The 19,451-nt window shown below is 71.2% G+C and carries 13 protein-coding genes and 1 pseudogene; 9 read left to right on the forward strand and 5 right to left on the reverse strand.

Features of this window, described 5'->3' with window-relative positions:
* Positions 1–98 precede the first annotated feature (98 nt).
* On the forward strand, positions 99–1,772 hold the full coding sequence (locus ACZ56U_RS20230; protein ID WP_469085364.1) for a carbohydrate binding domain-containing protein: 1,674 nt from the start codon (positions 99–101) through the stop codon (positions 1,770–1,772).
* A gap of 166 nt (positions 1,773–1,938) precedes the next feature.
* On the opposite strand, the gene ACZ56U_RS20235 is transcribed toward ACZ56U_RS20230, so the two are convergent.
* The 3 genes from ACZ56U_RS20235 to ACZ56U_RS20245 are packed head-to-tail and all read right to left on the reverse strand — an operon-like array spanning position 1,939 to position 7,141.
* Positions 1,939–4,992, reverse strand: coding sequence for an alpha-mannosidase (locus ACZ56U_RS20235; protein WP_469085365.1), 3,054 nt, complete (start codon positions 4,990–4,992; stop codon positions 1,939–1,941).
* A 50-nt stretch (positions 4,993–5,042) separates the two neighbouring features.
* On the reverse strand, positions 5,043–6,380 hold the full coding sequence (locus ACZ56U_RS20240) for a 6-phospho-beta-glucosidase (RefSeq protein WP_469085366.1): 1,338 nt from the start codon (positions 6,378–6,380) through the stop codon (positions 5,043–5,045).
* Positions 6,377–7,141, reverse strand: a complete 765-nt coding sequence (locus ACZ56U_RS20245) for a DeoR/GlpR family DNA-binding transcription regulator (RefSeq protein ID WP_469085367.1) — start codon at positions 7,139–7,141, stop codon at positions 6,377–6,379. Before ACZ56U_RS20245 ends, ACZ56U_RS20240 begins: the two co-directional genes overlap by 4 nt.
* 138 nt (positions 7,142–7,279) lie before the next feature.
* Between ACZ56U_RS20245 and ACZ56U_RS20250 the strand changes: the two genes are divergently transcribed.
* The 8 genes and pseudogenes from ACZ56U_RS20250 to ACZ56U_RS20285 all read left to right on the forward strand — a co-directional run bounded on the left by ACZ56U_RS20250 (position 7,280) and on the right by ACZ56U_RS20285 (position 17,486).
* The gene (locus ACZ56U_RS20250) at positions 7,280–8,305 is read left to right on the forward strand and encodes a carbohydrate kinase family protein (protein WP_469085368.1); all 1,026 of its coding nucleotides are present in this window, start codon (positions 7,280–7,282) and stop codon (positions 8,303–8,305) included.
* 87 nt (positions 8,306–8,392) lie between these two features.
* A complete protein-coding gene (locus tag ACZ56U_RS20255; protein ID WP_469085369.1) occupies positions 8,393–9,679 on the forward strand; it encodes an ABC transporter substrate-binding protein in 1,287 nt (428 codons plus the stop codon).
* Positions 9,679–10,629 (forward strand): carbohydrate ABC transporter permease, encoded by a 951-nt coding sequence (locus ACZ56U_RS20260; protein ID WP_469085370.1) that lies wholly within the window; start codon positions 9,679–9,681, stop codon positions 10,627–10,629. Before ACZ56U_RS20255 ends, ACZ56U_RS20260 begins: the two co-directional genes overlap by 1 nt.
* Before the next feature lie 15 nt (positions 10,630–10,644).
* Positions 10,645–11,547 carry a carbohydrate ABC transporter permease gene (locus tag ACZ56U_RS20265; RefSeq protein ID WP_469085371.1) on the forward strand — a complete coding sequence of 301 codons (903 nt, stop codon included), beginning with the start codon at positions 10,645–10,647 and terminating at the stop codon, positions 11,545–11,547.
* Positions 11,548–11,630: 83 nt separating this feature from the next.
* A pseudogene (locus ACZ56U_RS20270) lies at positions 11,631–12,935 on the forward strand (beta-galactosidase small subunit-related protein); the annotation flags it as partial.
* 35 nt (positions 12,936–12,970) lie between these two features.
* Positions 12,971–14,794, forward strand: a complete 1,824-nt coding sequence (locus tag ACZ56U_RS20275) for a LamG-like jellyroll fold domain-containing protein (RefSeq protein WP_469085372.1) — start codon at positions 12,971–12,973, stop codon at positions 14,792–14,794.
* Positions 14,795–14,814: 20 nt separating this feature from the next.
* Positions 14,815–16,485, forward strand: coding sequence for a histidinol-phosphatase (locus ACZ56U_RS20280; RefSeq protein WP_469085373.1), 1,671 nt, complete (start codon positions 14,815–14,817; stop codon positions 16,483–16,485).
* 176 nt (positions 16,486–16,661) lie between these two features.
* On the forward strand, positions 16,662–17,486 hold the full coding sequence (locus ACZ56U_RS20285) for a PaaX family transcriptional regulator (protein WP_469085374.1): 825 nt from the start codon (positions 16,662–16,664) through the stop codon (positions 17,484–17,486).
* Here ACZ56U_RS20285 and ACZ56U_RS20290 read toward each other — a convergent pair.
* Both ACZ56U_RS20290 and ACZ56U_RS20295 read right to left on the reverse strand, forming a co-directional pair.
* Positions 17,477–17,932, reverse strand: a complete 456-nt coding sequence (locus tag ACZ56U_RS20290; RefSeq protein ID WP_469085375.1) for a MaoC family dehydratase — start codon at positions 17,930–17,932, stop codon at positions 17,477–17,479. The two genes, ACZ56U_RS20285 and ACZ56U_RS20290, sit on opposite strands and share 10 nt — an antisense overlap.
* The gene (locus tag ACZ56U_RS20295) at positions 17,929–19,443 is read right to left on the reverse strand and encodes an acyl-CoA synthetase (RefSeq protein ID WP_469085376.1); all 1,515 of its coding nucleotides are present in this window, start codon (positions 19,441–19,443) and stop codon (positions 17,929–17,931) included. Before ACZ56U_RS20295 ends, ACZ56U_RS20290 begins: the two co-directional genes overlap by 4 nt.
* Between the last annotated feature and the right edge of the window lie 8 nt (positions 19,444–19,451).

Here is a 19,451-nt window from a genome sequence, read left to right on the forward strand (position 1 = left end):
ACACGCTTGACAGCGGGATTGGTCCATACCAACTTGGACTGCGCACCACCGCACCTCTGTGCCCCTCCCGAACACCCCACATCCACCAGGGAGATCGCGTGCGCAACCCACTCGGACGTTCCAGACGTCTCCTCGCCCTCCTCGCCACGGCGGGCCTCGCGCTCGCCGGGGCCGTCGCCCTTCCCGGTACCGCGCAAGCGGCCAACGTCCTCGCCAACCCCGGCTTCGAGACCGGCGCCCTCTCCCCCTGGACCTGCACCGGCAACCTCGGCTCGGTCGTCTCCTCCCCCGTGCACGGTGGCTCCAAGTCCCTCGCGGGCGTGGTGAGTTCCAGCGACATCGCCAAGTGCAGCCAGACCGTCGCCGTACGGCCCGACACCGCGTACACGCTGAGCGGTTGGGTGCGCGGCAGCTATGTGTACCTCGGCGTGGACGGCGCCTCCTCCACCTGGACCTCGTCCCCCTCGGCGTACAGCCGGCTCAGCGTGTCGTTCACGACCGGCGCCTCGCAGACCAGCGCGACCGTCTACACCCACGGGTGGTACGCGCAGGGCACCTACCACGCCGACGACATCAGTCTCGACGGCCCGGGCGGCGGTTCGGACACGCAGGCGCCGACCGTGCCCGCGAGTCCGCGGTCCACCGGGAAGACCTCGTCGAGCGTGTCGCTGGCGTGGAACGCCTCGACGGACAACGTCGGGGTCACGGGCTACGACATCTTCAGCGGCTCCCACCAGGTGCTCAGCGTCTCCGGTACGAGCGCCACGGTCAGCGGGCTGTCCCCGAGCACCGCCTACACGTTCACCGTGCGGGCGCGGGACGCGGCCGGGAACTCCTCCGGGGCCTCCGACGCGGTGAACGTCACCACCGATCCGGGCGGCGGGGGCGGCGGCCTCAAGCAGGCCGCGCCCTATCTCTACCTCGGCTGGGGCGATCCGCCGAGCGCGACCTCGGTCATGAGCGCCACCGGGATCAAGTGGTTCACGATGGCGTTCATCCTGTCCTCCGGCGGCTGCGACCCGGCCTGGGACGGCAGCAGGCCGCTGACCGGCGGCAACGACCAGAGCGTCATCAACTCCATCCGTTCCGCGGGCGGCGACATCGTGCCGTCGATCGGCGGCTGGAGCGGCAACAAGCTCGGGCCGAACTGCTCGACCGCGGAGGCACTGGCGGGCGCGTACCAGAAGGTGATCGACGCCTACGGGCTCAAGGCGATCGACGTCGACATCGAGAACACCGACGAGTTCGAGAACGCGACCGTGCAGGACCGGATCCTGAACGCCCTGAGGATCGTCAAGGCGAACAACCCCGGCCTGCGGACCGTCCTGACCTTCGGCACCTCCACCACCGGCCCGACCTACTGGGGCAACCGGCTCATCGAGCAGGCCAAGGCGCTGAACGCCGGCATCGACGTCTTCACGATCATGCCGTTCGACTTCGGTGGCGGAGCCGACATGTACGGCAGCACCGTGAACGCGACGGAGGGCCTCAAGGCCAAGCTGAAGTCCACCTTCGGGTGGGACGACGCCACCGCCTACGCGCACATCGGCATCTCCGGCATGAACGGTCTCTCCGACCAGCAGGAGCTCACCTCGCCCGCGACCTGGACCTCCGTCCGGGACTGGGCGAACTCCCACCACATCGCACGGCTCGCGTTCTGGTCGGTCAACCGTGACCGGCCGTGCCCGGGCGGCGGCGTGGTCAGCAACTGCTCCGGCATCAGCCAGAGCACCTGGCAGTTCACCTCGATCACGGCCGGCTTCACCGGCTGAGCCGGCCGACCGGACTCCCCCCACGGAGCGCCCCCACGCCTGCGCCGACCCGGCCGGGCGTGGGGGCGGTTCTGCATCGAAGGCGCCGTGACCGCGGTCCGCCCTCCCCGGGCCCGCGGTCGTCCCCAACTCGGCGCCGATGAACCAGTGTTGGCCTGGCCCCGGGTCAGCTCACGGCACCGCGCCGCAGCCGGAGGGTGAGGATCTGGAAGGGGCGCAGCGTCACCGGCACCGTGCCGTCGACGGCGGCCTCGTCCTGGTCGAGCGGGCGCTCCAGGAGGTCGGTGACGGCGGCCCCGGCGAGCGGGAAGCCGGTGCGCAGCACACCCTGGGCGCGGCCGCCGCGGGACTCGTAGAGCCGTACGACCACGTCGCCCGAGGCGTCGTCGGCGAGCTTGACCGCCTCGACGGTGATGCCCTCGCCCTCGACGGAGACGACCGGCTCGGGGGCGCCCGCCGAATCCGCCACCCGCAGGGGGAGGTTGAGGGCGTAGCCCTCGGCGACCGCGTCCTCGATGCTCGCGCCGGGCAGCAGGGAGTAGGTGAAGCGGTGCCTGCCCTGGTCGGCCTCCGGGTCCGGGACGCGCGGGGCGCGCACCAGGCTGAGGCTGACCTTGGTCGTGGTGCCGCCGTCCTCGCGGACCGTGCGGGAGACGTCGTGGCCGTAGGTCGAGTCGTTGATGACCGCGACACCGTAGCCGGGCTCCGCGATGTGCACCCAGCGGTGGCCGGAGACCTCGAAACGGGCCGCCTCCCAGCTGGTGTTGGTGTGGGTGGGGCGCTGGATGTGGCCGAACTGGATCTCGGCGGAGGAGTGCGGGGCGCGGATGTCCACGGGGAAGCCCGCCTTGAGGATCTTCTCGGCCTCGTGCCAGTCGAGGTCCGTCTCGATGTCGATCCGGGGGCTGCCGGCGCGGACGCTGATCGTCTGGGTGATCTTCGAGCCCTTGCCGAAGGTGCGCTCCACGCGGATGGCGCCGAGGAGCGGGTCCGCCTCGACGACGGTGACGCCGTCCGTGTCCAGCAGGTCCGTGTAGCGGTTCTTGTAGTGCTTGTCGATGTCCCAGGCGTCCCAGTAGTTCGGGAGGTCGGTGTGCAGACGCAGGAGGTTGCCGGGCTCGGCGAGGACCTCGCGGTCGGCCCGGATGTCGTGGACGGACGCCAGGGTGCCGTCCTCGGCGACCTCCACGCGGACCAGGCCGTTGTCGAGGACGCGGCCCTCGACCGTGACGGGGTGCGCGGGCTCGGTGGGCGCGAGGGGGGCGCTGCCGTTCGCGGGAACCTGCGCGTAGGCGGGGGCCCCGGAGCCGTCCCGGACCACCTCGGCGCGGTCGTAGGGGCTGGTGTTGAAGACCCGTGCCGTGCCGGCGCCCAGGGCTGCCAGCGCCTGCGCCGTCAGCGCCTCCAGCTCCTCGGCGACGCGCGCGTACTCGGCCTCCGCCTCGCGGTGCACCCAGGCGATGGACGATCCCGGCAGGATGTCGTGGAACTGGTGCAGCAGGACCGTCTTCCACAGCCGGTCGAACTGCTCGTACGGGTAGGCGTAGCCCGGCGCGTGCAGGGCGGCCGTCGTGGCCCACAACTCGGCCTCGCGCAGCTTGTGTTCGCTGCGGCGGTTGCCCTGCTTGGTGCGGGCCTGGGAGGTGTAGGTGGCGCGGTGCAGCTCCAGGTAGAGCTCGCCGTTCCAGACGGGGGCGTCCTCGTACTCGGCGCGGGCCTTGGCGAAGAACTCGTCGGGGTGCTCGACGACGACCTTGGGCGAGCCCTCCAGGTCGGCGAGGCGGCGGGCGCGTTCCATGATCTCGCGGGTGGGTCCGCCCCCGCCGTCGCCCCAGCCGAACGGGGCCAGCGAGCGCGTACCGGCGCCCTTCTCGGAGTAGTTGCGGACCGCGCGGTCCATCTCCTCGCCGCTGAAGCGGGCGTTGTAGGTGTCGACGGGCGGGAAGTGGGTGAAGATGCGGGTGCCGTCGATGCCCTCCCACCAGAAGGTGTGGTGGGGGAACTTGTTGGTCTGGTTCCAGGAGATCTTCTGGGTGAGGAACCAGTCGTTGCCGGCGAGCTTGGCGAGCTGCGGGTAGGCGGCGTTGTAGCCGAAGGAGTCCGGCAGCCAGACGCCCTTGGTCTCGATGCCGAAGTGCTCGATGAAGAACCGCTTGCCGTGGACGAGCTGGCGGGCGATCGCCTCGCCGCCGGGCAGGTTGCCGTCGGACTCGACCCACATGCCGCCGACCGGCACCCACTGGCCCTTCTTCACCGAGTCCTGGATGCGGGCCCACACGTGCGGGTAGTTGTCGCGCACCCACTCGTACTGCTGGGCCTGCGAACAGGCGAAGATGAAGTCGTCGTACTCGTCGGCGAGGGCGGTGACGTTGGAGAAGGTCCGGGACGTCTTGCGCTTGGTCTCGCGGATCGGCCACAGCCAGGCGGAGTCGATGTGGGCGTGGCCGACGCCGGAGACGGTGTGGGCGCTGGCGTGGGCGGGCTTGGCCAGGACCGGCGCCAGCACCTCGCGGACCGCCGCCGCGCTGCCGGAGATGTCGTCCAGGTCGAGGACGTCCATGGCCCGGTCCAGGGCGTGCATGATCTCGTGGCGGCGGGGCTCGTGGTCGCCGAGGTGGGTCATCACGCCGAGCAGCACCTGGAGGTCCAGGTCGAGGTGGAAGACCTCCTCGTCGAGGACGGCGATGTCGGCGCGGCGGAAGGTGTACAGGGGGCGGTCGCCCGCCGTCAGTACGTCGCCGAGCAGCGTCGGCGCCCGGAAGCCGTCCGCCAGGATGTCCGGGTTGGAGGCGGCCTCCACCAGGTAGTCGATCCGCTCCCCGCCGGTCGCCGGGTTGGCGATCGGCACGTACTGGTTGAGCGGGTTGACCGCCTTCAGCGGCCGGCCGTCGGGCAGGTGGACCAGGGCCTCCGCCTGGTTGCCGGGCCAGTCGCCGACGAAGCCGAGGTCGATGACCGCCTCGACGCGCCGGCCGGCGAACTCCGCGGGCACCTCGCCCCGCATCCGGAACCAGGTGGTGCCCCACGGCGGGCCCCACGGGGTGTCCATGGCGAAGGGCGCGTAGCGCGCGGCCGCGGCCTCCTCGAAGGAGACCGGCTCCCCGGGCGCCTGCCAGGCCTCCACCTCGAAGGGGACGGTGGCCGCGTAGAGCGCGGGCTTGATGCGCTGGGTGTGGAGGCGTTCGACGCGTTCTTCGATTCGGCGGCGTTCGTCGTGCATGGCGGGCTCCAGAGAGGAGGACGAGAGGGAAAGCGCTTACCAGCGGAGTGTCACCTAAGGTACGCCAGGCCCGGATGGACCTCGGCATAGCCCTCCACCAGGCGACGGGCGACGTTCACGGAGTCGACCAGCGGGTGCAGCGCGAAGGCCTTGACCGCCGTCGTCCGTGAGCCGGACTCGGCGGCCGCGAGCACCTCCCGCTCGACCGCCTTCACCGCGCAGACCAGGCCGGTGGCGTGGTCGGGCAGCGGGGCGACGGCGACCGGGTGCGCGCCGTTGGCGTCGACGAGGCACGGCACCTCGATCACGGACTCGTCGTCGAGCACGGCGAGCGTGCCCTGGTTGCGGACGTTGAGGATCAAGGTGGTGCGCTCGTCACGGGCGATGGCCCGCATCAGGGCGAGGGCGACCTTCTCGTAGCCGCCGGACAGGTCGTCGGCGTCACGCTCGCCGGCGCCCGCGGTCTCCCGGTTCTCGGCCATGTAGGTGGCCTCGCGCTCGGCGCGGGTGCGGTCCCAGGCGGTGAGGGCGGAGATGTCGGGCCGCCGCACCTCCTCGTAGAACCCTGCCTGCTGGTCGCGCAGGAAGGCGCCGCGGGTCCGGTCGGCCTGCTGGTAGGCGCGGACGGCCTCGCGGTTGAAGTAGTAGTAGTGCAGGTACTCGTTGGGGATCGCGCCGAGGGACTGGAGCCAGTCGACACCGAAGAGCTTGCCCTCCTCGAAGGAGCCGAGCAGTTCGGGGTCGGCGAGCAGGCGGGGCAGCTCGTCCCGGCCGGCGATCTTCAGACCGCGGACCCAGCCGAGGTGGTTGAGGCCGACGTAGTCGATCCACGCCTCGTTCGGGTTCGCGCCGAGCACCCGGGCGATACGGCGGCCGAGGCCGACCGGCGAGTCGCAGATGCCGATGACACGGTCCCCGAGGTGCCGTGACATGGCCTCGGTGACCAGGCCGGCCGGGTTGGTGAAGTTGATGACCCAGGCGTCGGGGGCGAGGCGGGCGACACGCCGGGCGATGTCCTCGGCGACGGGGACGGTGCGCAGGCCGTAGGCGATGCCGCCCGCGCCGACGGTCTCCTGGCCGAGGACGCCTTCGGCGAGGGCCACGCGTTCGTCGTCCGCCCGGCCCTCCAGTCCGCCGACGCGGATCGCGGAGAAGATGAAGTCGGCGCCGCGCAGCGCCTCGTCGAGGTCGGTGGTGGCGGTAACGGCGGGGGCGTCCTCGACGGTCGCCGCCTGTTCCGCCAGGACCCGGGCGACCGCGTGCAGCCGGCTGTCGTCGAGGTCGTGCAGGACGACCTCCGTGACCCGCCCTTCGCCCCGGTCGCCCAGCAGCGCCCCGTACACGAGCGGCACCCGGAACCCGCCGCCGCCCAGAATCGTCAGCCTCACGCCTGCACCTCTCCTGCCACCGCCACCGCGACGCCCGCCTCCTCCAGGGAGGTCCGCGTCGCCGCGTTCACCGGCGCGTTCGTCACCACCACGTCCAGGTCCTCCGGACCGCAGACCTTCGCCATCCCCGTGCCGGGGAACTTCGCCGCGTCGGCGAGCAGCACGACCTTGTCACTCGCCTCGATCATGGCGCGCTTGACCGGCACCTCCACGACCGTCGTGTCCATCACCTGCCCACCGGGGCGCACTCCACTGGTGCCGAGGAAGAGCCAGTCGGCGTGCAGCTGGCGGAGGTTGTCCTCGGTGAGGAAGCCGACCAGGGAGCGGTACTCGCGGCGGACCATGCCGCCGAGCAGGACCAGTTCGATGCCCTCGTCGTCGGCGAGTTCCTCGTAGACCACCAGGTTGCTGGTGATCACGGTGAGGCGGCGGCCGTGCAGCCGGCGGGCCAGCCGGTAGGCGGTGGTGCCGATGTCGAGCAGCACCGACTGACCGTCCGCGACCAGTCCCGCCGCGTGCGCGGCTATGGCGTCCTTCTCGGCCACGCGCACCTCGGCGACCTCGGCGAAGGGCTGGTCGCCCTCCTCCGCGCGGGCCCCGCCGTGGACGCGGGTGAGCAGCCCGTCCTCCTCCAGTTTGACCAGGTCGCGCCTGATGGTGGCGGGGCTCACGCCCAGCTGCTCGGAGAGGTCGGTCACGGCCGCGGGGCCGCCGGAGCGCAGGGCCCGCAGGATGAGTTGATGTCGTCGTTCTGCCAGCACGACGTGAACGGTACTCGTCATTGCCAATCATTTCTATGCTCACTTCTGCTTGGGTATTGACCAAAGTCGTCGGGCGGCGCACGATTCCCGTCATCGAAATTGACGAGTTTTGACGAGCACCGACGAGAGGATGTGCGCGTGGACGACGACCGGCCCGATGTGCTGCTGACCGGGCTGCTCTTCTACGACCTCGTCCTCACGGGTCTGGGCGGTCCGCCGACGCCCGGCGAGGAGATCTGGACGGGCGGCATGGGCTGCGGCCCCGGCGGTATTGCCAACCTGGCGGTCGCCGCCTCCCGCCTCGGCCTGCGGACCTCCCTCGCCACGGTCCTCGGCGACGACTTCTACGGCGCCCACTGCCGGGACGTCCTCGCCCGCCAGGAGGGCGTCGACCTCTCGCTCTCCCGCACCGCCGACGGCTGGCCCACCCCCGTCACCGTCTCCCTCGCCTACGGGAACGACCGCGCCCTGGTCACCCACGGCCAGGAACCCCCACTCTCGCAGGACACGCTGATGGGCGACCCGCCCGAGGCGCGCACCGCCCTCGTCCACCTCGAGGCCGAACCCCGCGAGTGGATCGCCAAGGCCGCCTCGAACGGCACCCGGGTCTACGCCGACGTCGGCTGGGACCCCACCCGGCAGTGGTCCACCGACCTGCTGGACCAGCTCAGGCTCTGCCACGCCTTCCTCCCCAACGAGGCCGAGGCGATGGCCTACACCCGGACCGACAGCGCGATCGCGGCGCTCGGCACGCTCTCGGAGCTGGTGCCGGTCGCGGTGGTCACCCGCGGTGGGAACGGCGCGGTGGCCGTCGACCAGATCACCGGGGAGTACGCGGACGTCCCGGCGCTCGACATCGATGTCCTGGACGCGACCGGCGCCGGCGACGTCTTCGGCGCGAGCTTCGTCGCGGCCTCCCTCGGCGGCTGGCCGCTCACGGAGCGGCTGCGGTTCGCGGTGCTCGCCGCCGGACTGTCCGTCCGCCACCCGGGCGGGGCGCTCGCGGCACCGGGCTGGTACGGCGTGGACCGCTGGTGGCGGTCGCTGTCGCCCGCCGACCGTGACCTGAGGACCGCGTACGGGTTCCTGTCCGACCGGATCCCGGCCGATCCCGGGCCCCCCGTCCGGTACGCCCCCGTCACACCCCCCGCACGGCGGCTCTGACCCCCTGTGTGCTGTCCCGCCCCCACAGCGGTTCCGATCCCCGTAGCCCTGCGAAGACCCGAAATCCCCCGAAAGGCGGTGGGAGCTGTGCGGCTCTCACGAAGAGGCCTGCTGCGCGCGGGCCTGGCCGGTACGGCCGCCACGGCGCTCGGCGGCCTGGCGTCCGGCTGTGCCGTCCCGACCGGCTCGACCGGCCGGAACATGGTCCTGTGGTACTGGAGCGGCGGTCTGAGCGACACCGTCGTGAAGAACGCCAAGGCCCGCTACGACAGTTCGGTCGACCTCCAGGCCATCCAGATCGGCGGCCAGTACCGCTCCAAGCTCATCACCACCATCACCGGCCGCGCCCACATCCCCGACATCGCCGGGCTCAAGGGCGAGGACATGGCGGCCTATCTCCCGAACGCGGACCAGTTCGTGGACCTGCGGACGCTCGGCGCGGACACGTACAAGTCCCGGTACCTGTCCTGGAAATGGGACCAGGGCGTCGCCGACGACGGCACGATGGTCGGCTTCCCGATCGACTGCGGGCCGGTCGCGCACTACTACCAGTACGAGATCTTCCGCGAGGCCGGGCTCCCGTACGAGCCCGACGACGTGACGAACGAACTCGACACCTGGGAGAAGTTCTTCGACGCGGGCGTGCGGCTCGGCAAGCGCGTCCCCGGCGCCAAGCTGCTCACCGACGTCAACTCCGTCTTCGAGAACGTGGTGCAGCAGGGCGCGAGACGCTACGTCGACAAGGACCGCCACTTCATCGGCGACCAGGAGCATGTGCGGCGGGCCTGGGCGCTCGCCGTCGAGGCCAAGCGGCGCGGCATCGTCTCGGACCTGGTCAGCGGCACCCCGGACCAGTTCTCGGCCATCCAGGACGGCAAGCTGCCGAGCCAACTGAACGCCTCCTGGGCCGCCTTCGACATCAAGAACGGCGTGCCGAGGACCAAGGGCAGATGGCGGGTGGCGCAGATGCCGGTGCGGCCCGCCAACAACGGCGGCTCGTTCCTGTCGATCACCAAGGCGTGCCGGGAGCCCGAGCGGGCCTTCGAGATCATCACCTGGATCCTCGACGCGGCCAACCAGGCACAGGGGTACGTCGACGCTGGCCTCTTCCCCTCCACGCCCGCCTCGTACGACCTCGCGCAGATGCGGGAGCCGGACGCCTTCTTCGGCGGCCAGGTCACGACCGACGTCTTCGGTCCGGCCGCGCGGAGGATCGCCGTCGCCTACAACAGCCCGTTCGACATCGCCCTCGGACAGCCCCTCAAGGACGAGATCAAGAACGTCGGCGTCCTCGGCAAGGACCCGAGGACAGCCTGGAGGGACGCCATGAGCAAGTGCCGTCGCGTCGCCGAGCACCTGGGGGTGAGCTACTGATGGCCGTTCTTGAGCAGACCCCGCCCGCCGTGAGACAGCCCGCCGCGAGCCCGCCCAAGAAGGGCCTGCGCGCCTACTGGCACCTCTACGCCGCGATCTCCCCCTTCTACCTGATCTTCCTCGCCTTCGGCCTCTTCCCCGTCGGCTTCTCGCTCTACCTGTCCTTCCACCGCTGGGACGGCCTCGGCCCGATGGAGTGGGCCGGGCTCTCCCAGTACCAGTACCTGCTGAGCGACAGCGACTTCTGGCACTCGATCGGCAACACCCTCGTCATCTGGGCGCTGGCCACCTTCCCCATGATCGTCCTGGCGATGGTCACGGCCGTGATGCTCAACTCCGCGGTGCGCTTCAAAAACGTCTACCGCTTCGCGTACTTCCTGCCGAACGTCACCTCGGTCGTCGCCGTCGCCATCGTCTTCGGCTCGATCTTCTCCACCAACGCCGGCATGGTGAACGCGGTCCTGCACGCGGTCGGGATCGACCAGGTGGCGTGGCTGAACACGCCCTGGGGCATCAAGGTCACCATCGCGGCCCTGATGACCTGGCAGTGGACCGGCTACAACGCCATCATCTTCCTCGCCGGGCTCCAGACCGTCCCGGGCGACCTGTACGAGGCGGCGCGCATGGACGGCGCCGGCCCGGTCCAGACCTTCTTCCGGATCACGCTGCCGCTGCTGCGGCCGACCCTGCTGTTCGTGCTCGTCGTCTCGACGGTCACCGGACTGCAGAGCTTCTCCGAGCCGCAGGTGCTGCTCCAGACCTCCTCCAACGACTCCACGTTCGCGGGCGGTCCGGGCCACTCGGGCCAGACGATGGTCCTCTACTTCTTCCAACAGACCTTCGACAACAACGACTTCGGGTACGGCGCCGCGGTGGCGTGGGGCATCTTTCTCGTCGTCGTCCTCTTCTCGATCATCAACTGGCGCCTCGTGCGGCGCCGGGGCGACTAGGAAAGGGCGCGCGTTATGGCATCCGTCAAGGAGTCCCACAGGTCCGTCAAGGAGTCCCGCACCTCCGTCAGGGGGGCCCGCACCTCCGTCAAGGGGGCCCGCCGCAGCGGGATCGCGCTGCATCTGCCGCTGATCGCCGGCACGTTGATCTCGGCCTTCCCGTTCTACTGGGCCGTGATCATGTCGACGCACAGCTCGTCGGAGATCTTCTCCTACCCGCCCAAGCTGCTGCCGGGCACGCACTTCCTGGAGAACGTCCGGGGCCTCTTCGACGCCGTCGACTTCTTCGGGTCCATGTGGAACTCGCTGCTGGTCGCGGTGTCCGTGACCTTCCTGGTCCTGCTCTTCGACTCGCTCGCGGCCTTCGTCTTCGCCAAGTTCGCGTTCCCCGGCAAGAACGCGCTGTTCGGGCTGCTCATGGTCATCTTCATGGTGCCGGCGCAGCTGTCGGTCATCCCGCAGTTCGTGATCATGGCGAGGATCGGCTGGATCGGTTCGATGACCGCGCTGATCGTGCCGGCCGCGGCCAACGCCTTCGGCATCTTCTGGATGCGCCAGTACATGAGGACCGCCATCCACGACGAGCTCCTCGACGCCTCCCGGCTCGACGGCGCGAACTTCCTGCGCCAGTACTGGCACGTGGCGCTGCCGGTGGTCCGCCCCGGTCTGGCCTTCCTCGGCATCTTCACCTTCATGGGCCAGTGGAACGACTTCGCCTGGCCCCTGATCGCCCTCACCGACCCCGACAACGTGACCCTCCAGGTCGCGCTGTCCCAGCTCAACGGCACCCATGGCACCACCGACTACGGCGTCGTGATGACCGGCGCCCTGCTCGCCCTGATCCCGCTGCTCCTCGTCTTCGCGGTCGGCGCGAAGCAGATCATCGGCGATCTCGCCAAGGGAGCCGTCCGCGGATGACCGGCGCTCCGCTGACGGCCCCGCGCCCCCGGGAGGGACCCGAGGTGACCTCCTGGGGGCGGTCGCCCATGACCGCCGTCGACCAGCGGACCCGGCCGCTCAACCAGTCCGAGTACGCGCACGCCGTAGGCGACAGCAACGGCACCCTCACGCGTTGGGCGGCCATCGAGTCCACGCCAGGTCTTCAGGACGGGTTCATCCGGGAGTTCTGGGACCACGGCATCCTCCAGCGTGTGAACGACGGAAGACCGGTCGGGCGTGGGGGCGCCGGGCTCCATGACAGCGGTGTCGCCGCGCCCGGCCATCACGGGGCGTACGGCGGCGGCTTCGGCGAGACGATTCACGAGGGCGCGTTCATCGCCGACGGTGTCGTCCTCCCGGACCGCACGCCCGAGCCGGTGATGTACGGGCACCAGGAGATCGCGGCGCCGGTGCGCATCGAGTGTTTCCGGCACGAGGGCATCGTGCTCGGCAACCACCAGCGCTTTCGCGGCCTGGACTGGCTGGCCGGTGAGTGGCGGCTGGCGCCGGCCGACGGCGGCACGCTGACCGCGCCTGCCGAGCTGCCCGCGCTGCGGCCGGGCGAGAGCGCGGTCGTGCCGCTGCCCTTCGAGGTGCCGCGCGACGGCGGCGAGGCCTGGCTGACGCTACGGGTGACGACCGCGCGGGACGAGGCGTGGGCGCCGCGGGGCACGGTGGTGTGTCTGCCGCAGGTACGGCTGCGGGTGTCCGCTCCGGTACCGCAGGCACGGTTGCGGGAACCCGCTCCGGTACCGCAGGCACGACTGCAGGAACCCGCTCCGGTACCGCAGGCACGACTGCAGGAACCCGCTCCCGTACCGCAGGCACGACTGCAGGAACCCGTCCTGACGGCCGTCGAGGACGGGGTCCGGGTCGAGGAGGAGGCCGAGCTGCCGTCGGAGTTCGACGACGTGGCGCGGATCGGGTCGGTGTTCGAGACGGTGGCGGGCCTGGACCTGCTGGAGTGGTTCGGGCAGGGGCCCTGGGAGTCGTACCCCGACCGGAGCGCGGGCGCGCCCGTGGGCCATCACTCCGTGCCGGCCGACGCGTTGTCCACCCCCTGTCCGCGTCCGCAGGAGGGCGACGGTCGCCACGGCGTACGGCGCTTCACGCTGTCGGCGCCGGACGCGACCGGGCTGACGGTCGTGCTCGACGAGCCGCGCCAGGTCTCCGTGACCCGCTACCGGGCCGCGGACCTCACCTCCGCCGCCCCTCACGACCAACTGGTGCCGCGCGCCGGGTGCGTGGTGCACCTCGACGCGGCGCACCGGGGGCTCGGCACGGCGTCGTGCGGCCCCGGCACCTCCCCCTTCCCTCGCGTCGCACCGGGCGTCCACCGCTGGAGCTGGACCCTGCGCACTCTCTGAACTCCCCCTGCTTTTCACCCCTTTACGGAGCGTACGTGTGCACTTTGCCTGAACACGGGTCCGAGCATGCCCAGGCGGACGCGGGACGCCGTGGCTTCCTGCGAGCGACCGCGCTGATCGGTGCCGCCGCCACAGCCGGGGTCGCACTGCCGAGCGTCGCCGAGGCCGCCGCACAGGGCCGTTGGCGGCCCGACACCGACAGCCGGCGCTTCACCCTCGCGGTGATGCCCGACACGCAGTACCTCTTCGACGGACCGAGCATCGACAAGGCGCCCGTCGAGGCGTCCCTGCGCTATCTGCTGGAGCACGGCGAGGACGAGAACCTCGTCTTCCTGTCGCACCTCGGCGACCTCACGCAGAACGGCGCGGCCGCCGAGGTCACCGCGATCAGCGAGGCGTTCCGGCTGCTGGACCGGCGCGGGGTCGGCTACAGCGTCCTGGCCGGCAATCACGACGTGAAATCCTCGACGGACGACCAGCGCGGCTCGACGCCGTACCTGGACGCCTTCGGGCCGGCCCGGTTCCAGGGCAGGTCGACCTTCGGCGGCGCCTCTTCCGACGGCTACAACACCTTCCACCTCTTCACGGCCGCGGGCCGCGCGTGGATGGTCCTGGCACTGGACTGGCGGCTGTCGGCGAAGGGGTACGCCTGGGCGAAGGACGTCCTGGCGCGGCACCCGAGGACGCCCGTCATCCTCACCACCCACGAACTGGTAGTAGAGGACGACACCCTGTCGGCCTACGGTCAGCAGCTGTGGGACCGGCTGATCGAGGACCACGACCAGATCTTCCTCGCCCTCGGCGGCCACTACTGGCCCGCCGCCCGCGCGACCCGCCAGAACGCGGCGGGACATGACGTCCACCTCCACCTGACGAACTACCAGAACCGCTACTTCGGCGGTGCGGCGATGATCCGCCTGTACCGCTTCGACCTCGACCGGAACGTCATCGACGTCGAGACCGTCTCGCCGTGGATCCTCGGCCGGGCCGGGAAGGGCCTCAACGAGCTGGAGCGGCAGGAGATCGAACTCAGCGGGGACGCCGACCGGTTCACGGTCGAGGTCGACTTCGCCGACCGCTTCGCCGGCTTCGACCCGGTGCCCGTACGGGCGGAGCGGCCGGTGTCCCGGATGCTGATCCCGGGCACGGTGGCCTACTGGCGCTTCGACAGCGCCGTCACCGACACCGTGCGCGACCTGTCGGGGCGCGGCAACGACCTCTCCCTCGTGCGGGTCGGCGGCGGCACCCTCGGCTGGTCGCCCGACCACCACCCCGACCAGCCCGGGCACGGCAGCCTGGAGTTCCAGGGTGACAAGTCCCCGCTCAAGGGCGCCTGTCTTCGTACCGTCGACGGGGCTCCGCTCAACTCGGCGACCTTCAGGTCCGGTTACACCATCGAGGCCTTCTACCGCCTCCCCGCCGACTGGGACCCCGCCCACCATGCCTGGTCCGGCATCGTCAGCCGCACCGGCACGGGCGGCGCCGCGGGCAAGACGGGCGACGACCCCGACGAGCCGCTGGCCACGCTGTCGCTGTCCAACGACCGTGAGCCGCAGTGGGCGATGCGGCCGCTCAACCAGGAGGGCATCGCCACCAACTGGGGCCAGGAGACGCCGCTGGAGACCTGGTGGCATCTCGCGGTCGTCAACGACGGCAGGCACACCACGCTGTATGTCGAGGGCTGCCCGGTGGTGCGCAACCCGAGGGCCACCTCGATCGGCATCACCTCGGTCGGGCTGCCGTGGCTGCTGGGCGGCTACGAGTACGCGGGGAAGATCGACCAGATCCTGCACGGGCGCCTCGGCGACGTCCGCGTCGTCGAACGGGCGCTGCCCGTCACCTCCTTCATGACGCACTGACCCCCTTCGCGAGGATCACCATGCCCGAGCAGCAGTTGCCCGACTGGGCCGACCCGTCCGTCTCCCCCTCGGCGCTCGATCCGCAGGGCCTCTCCCGGCGTGGACTCCTGCGCCGCGCGGGCCTGTTCGGCGCCGCCTTCACCCTCGGCCCGGCCGCCGTGCCCGCCACCGCCTCCCCGCGGCACCCCGGCGGCGACGACCCGCGGCTGGCGTACCTCGTGGGCGACCACCACGTCCACTCCGTCTACAGCCACGACGCCAAGTACACGTTCTCCCAGCAGGCGAGGGCCGCCGCCCGGTACGGCCTGGACTGGATGGTGTTCAACGAGCACGCCAACTTCGGGCACGCATCCCACGGTGCGAGGCTGGAGCACCGGGAGATCCTCAAGGCCCGTGCGGAGAACCCGCGTCAGCTGATCTTCCAGGGGCTGGAGTGGTACATCCCGGCCGCCGAGCACGGCACGGTGTTCGCGGCACCCGGCCCCCACGAGGTGGACCTGCTCACCCGGTTCGAGCTCGCCTATGACGGCAAGCTGCTGGGCTACACCGAGGGCTCGGCCGGTGCGACCGACACGGCCCGCAACGAGGCCCATGCCGTCAGGGCGATCAAGTGGCTGGCGGAACAACGCCGTTCGGGGTACGTGGACGACGTCCTCGTGCTCGCCAACCACCCGCTGCGCCTCGGCATCGACTCCCCGCACGAGATGCGCGCCTGGCGCGACGCGGCCCCCGAGATCATGATCGGCATGGAGGGCGCACCCGGTGCCCAGGGCGCCGCCATCCCCGGCCTGCGCGGTGCGACCTCGGTCCGCGGCGAGTACGAGAACAAGCCGTCCGCGCAGTCCTGGCCCGGCTATCCGGCGGACGCCTACCTCACCTACGGCGGGTTCGACTGGGCCACGGCGACCGTCGGCGGGCTGTGGGACTCGATGCTGGCCGAGGGCAGGCTGTTCTCGATCACCACCAACTCCGACAACCACCGGACCGTCCTCGACACCTGGAAGAACGGCGACTGGCCGGCCGGCCAGAACTTCGACACCACCGGCAGGCTCCCCGACCCGGTGAACACCGACACCCCGCAGCCGGGCAGCGACTTCTGGCCCGGCCAGTTCAGCCGCACCCACGTCGGCGTCACCCGCTACGGCTACCGCGCGGTCATGGCGGGCCTGCGCGCGGGCCGCGTCTGGCTGGACCACGGGCATCTGCTGGACGGGCTCGACGTACGGGTCAAGCGGGACCACGACGCCGGACGGGGCGTCACGCTGGGCGGCCGGCTACGGGTCCGCGAGGGCGAGCGGATCAGCCTGTACGTCACCGTCACGACCGCCTCCCGCCCCAACCCGGAGGGCATCCTGCCCGAGCCGGCCCACGTCGACGTGATCCGGGGCGCCGTGCGCGGCCCGGTGACCGACCGGGACTCCTGGCAGGCACCGGACACCCGGGTCGTCCAGACGTGGGACGTGTCGGGCCGCGAGGGGACGTACACCCTGCGCGTCCCGCTGACCGTCGGCGACGAGTCCTTCTACGTCCGGCTGCGCGGCAGCGACGGCAACCGTCATGGCGCGGGCCTCCTCGGCGCCTCGGTCGACCCGAACGGGCCGCTCCCGCACGAGCCCGGCGACGGCGACCCGTGGGCGGACACCTGGTTCTACTCCAACCCGGTGTTCGTCGACGTGGCAGGGGCCCGGTGACGGGGCGTCGCGGCAGGGTCCCGCCGGTCGGGCGGACGGCTCCCGGCAGACCGAGGGCGTCGACCACGACCCGGGGAGCGCCACCTGGTGATCCCCCCGGGCGCGTGCGCGGTCGTCGCGGCCGTGTCCTCGTACCGGCAGGTCACCGGCTGATCGGGGCGAGGTACGGTGGCCGCGTGACCACGGAAGAGTCGCTGCGGCCGCAGTCCCTCATGCTGACGTTCCTGGGCGATCAGGTGCTCGGGCGGGACGTCTGTGTGTACTCGGGCAGTGTCATCGACGTCTTCGCCCGCGTCGGCGTCGGCGAGCAGGCGACCCGCTCCACGCTGACCCGGATGGTGAACCGCGGTCTGCTGCGCCGCCAGCGCGAGGGCCGGCGGATGTACTTCGGGCTGACCGAGCACTCGACGGCCGTCCTGCGCGACGGCGAACGGCGCATCTGGCAGACCGGCGCCGTCAACCGGCAGTGGGACGGCACCTGGACGCTGCTCGGCTTCTCCCTGCCCGAGTCCTGGCAGCGCCAGCGCCACGACCTGCGCTCCAAGCTCACCTGGAGCGGGTTCGGCCCGCTGTTCAGCGGTCTGTGGATCGCGCCCGGCGAGGTCGACGTGGCCGAACTCGTCGGTGAGCTGGGGCTGTCGGCGCATGTGAAGGTCTTCCGCGCGCACGCCGACGTCGGCATGGACATCGGCGCGATGATCGAGGAGACCTGGGAGCTGGCCGAACTGGCCGAGCGCTACGAGCAGTTCGTACGGCGCTGGCAGCCGTGGGAGGCCCGGGGCCCGGAGCCCGGCGAGGCGCTGGCACGGCGGTTGCTGTTGCAGGCGGAGTGGCTGCGGGTGATCCGCCGAGATCCGCGGCTGCCGGTCAGGCATCTGCCGGACGACTGGCCGGCCGAGCAGGCGGAGAAGACGTTCCGGGCGGTCCACGAGCGGCTCACCCCGCTCGCGACGGCCTCCGCGGAACGCCTTCTCGATCTCGTCCCCGACGCTCAGGCGTAGAAGCGGGACAGGCTCTGCAGGACGGCCGCCGGCTTGGCCCCGCCCTCGATCTCGATCGTGCCGTCGACCGTGATCTGCACCCCGCCCGGCACGTCCTCGACCTCGGCCAGCCTGCCGACCAGCCGGATGCGCGAGCCGACCTTCACGGGGGCGGGGAAGCGCACCTTGTTCAGGCCGTAGTTGACTTTCGTCGTCACCCCCTGGACGTCGAGGAGCTCGGTGAACAGCGGGATGAAGAGGGCGAGGGTGAGATAGCCGTGGGCGATGGGCGCCCCGAACGGTCCCTCGGCGGCCCTCACGGGGTCGACGTGGATCCACTGGTGGTCGCCCGTGGCGTCGGCGAAGGTGTTGACGCGCTCCTGCGTGACCTCGATCCACTCACTGACGCCGAGATCGCTGCCCGCCAGCTTCTTGAGTTCGTCGATGCCGTTCACGGTGATGCTCATGAGGTTCCTTCACTGTTGCCGTAGCGGGTACGGACACGGGACTTGAGGAGCTTCCCGGAGGCGGTGCGCGGCAACTCGTCCGCGATCACCACCGACTTCGGGATCTTGTACTTGGCGAGGCGGCCGGAGAGGGAGGCCAGGACCTCGTCGGCGTCGAGCGAGGCGCCCTCGCGGGGCACGACGACCGCGCGCGGCACCTCGCCCCACTTGTCGTCGGCCACGCCGATGACCGCGCACTCGACGATGTCCGGGTGGCCGAGGAGCAGATCCTCGATCTCGGCGGGATAGACGTTCTCCCCACCCGAGATGATCATGTCCTTGATGCGGTCGACGATGTACACGTAACCGTCGTCGTCGACCCGGGCCGCGTCCCCGCTGCGGAACCAGCCGTCCGCGAAGCAGGCGGCGCTCTCCTCGGGGAGCCCCCAGTAGCCGGGCATGACATGCGGTCCTCGGACGTGCACCTCGCCGGTCTCGCCGACGTCGGCGGGGGCGAGGTCGGGCCGGACGACCCGTACGTCGCTGAAGAAGTGCGGCACGCCCGCCGAGCCCGCCTTGTCGAGGGCGTGCTCGGCGTCGAGGAACAGCGTCCCGGGGCTCGCCTCCGTCATGCCGTAGCCCTGGAGGAAGGTCAGGCCGCGCTCCTGGTACGCGGCGATGAGCGGGGTCGGGACCGGGGAGCCGCCGCAGGTGAGGATCCGCAGGCTGGACAGGTCGGCGTCGGCCCAGCGGGGGTGCCGGGCCACCTGCTCGAACATGGTCGGCACCCCGAACATGAAGGTGATGCGGTGTCGTTCGATCAGGTCGAGGGTGGCCGCCGGGTCGAAGGCCTCGACCAGGACGCAGGCGCCGCCCTTGAGCAGCACCGGCAGGGTCAGCATGTTCAGCCCGGCCGTGTGGAACAACGGGGCGGAGACCAGGGCGCGTTCGTCGGCGACGAGGTCGGTGTCGACGAGGACGTTGATCGCGTTCCAGGTGAGGTTGCCGTGGGTGAGCATGGCGCCCTTGGGGCGGCCGGTCGTGCCCGAGGTGTACATGATGATGCAGGTGTCGTCGGGGGTGACCGGCTCGTCGATGGCCTCGGTGGCGGCCGACGCCAGTACGTCCTCGTACTCGGCGCCGACCTCGACGTAGATCCGTACGTCGGTGTTGCCCGGCAGCCCGGCGACCAGGCCCGTGTGCGAGGGGCCGTGGACGAGGGCCTTGGCGCCGGAGTCGGCGAGCTGGTAGGCGATCTCGGGGCCCGCCAGGCGGGTGTTGAGCGGGACGAAGACCGCGCCGAGGGTGCCGGCCGCGAACAGGGTCTCCAGGTAGGAGGGGTGGTTGGGGCCGAGGTAGGCGATTCGGTCGCCGCGGCGCACGCCCCTCGCGCGCAGGGCGTGGGCCAGGCGCGTGGTGCGCGCGTACAGGGTGCGGTAGTCCGTCGACTGCTCGCCGTGGACCAGGGCCGTGCGGTGCGGGGTCTTGCGGGCCCGGCGTGCGGGCCACGACCCCAGTCCCTCGTTGCGCATGCGGGGCC

The sequence above is a fragment of the Streptomyces sp. NPDC034103 genome (assembly GCF_055575395.1).

What these genes read in the sequence shown, in the direction of transcription:
- ACZ56U_RS20295 (WP_469085376.1), bottom strand. Translation starts at nt 19,443, where the DNA reads ATGCGCAACGAGGGACTGGGGTCGTGGCCCGCACGCCGGGCCCGCAAG.
- ACZ56U_RS20235 (WP_469085365.1), bottom strand. Translation starts at nt 4,992, where the DNA reads ATGCACGACGAACGCCGCCGAATCGAAGAACGCGTCGAACGCCTCCAC.
- ACZ56U_RS20280 (WP_469085373.1), top strand. Translation starts at nt 14,815, where the DNA reads ATGCCCGAGCAGCAGTTGCCCGACTGGGCCGACCCGTCCGTCTCCCCC.
- ACZ56U_RS20260 (WP_469085370.1), top strand. Translation starts at nt 9,679, where the DNA reads ATGGCCGTTCTTGAGCAGACCCCGCCCGCCGTGAGACAGCCCGCCGCG.
- ACZ56U_RS20290 (WP_469085375.1), bottom strand. Translation starts at nt 17,932, where the DNA reads ATGAGCATCACCGTGAACGGCATCGACGAACTCAAGAAGCTGGCGGGC.
- ACZ56U_RS20265 (WP_469085371.1), top strand. Translation starts at nt 10,645, where the DNA reads ATGGCATCCGTCAAGGAGTCCCACAGGTCCGTCAAGGAGTCCCGCACC.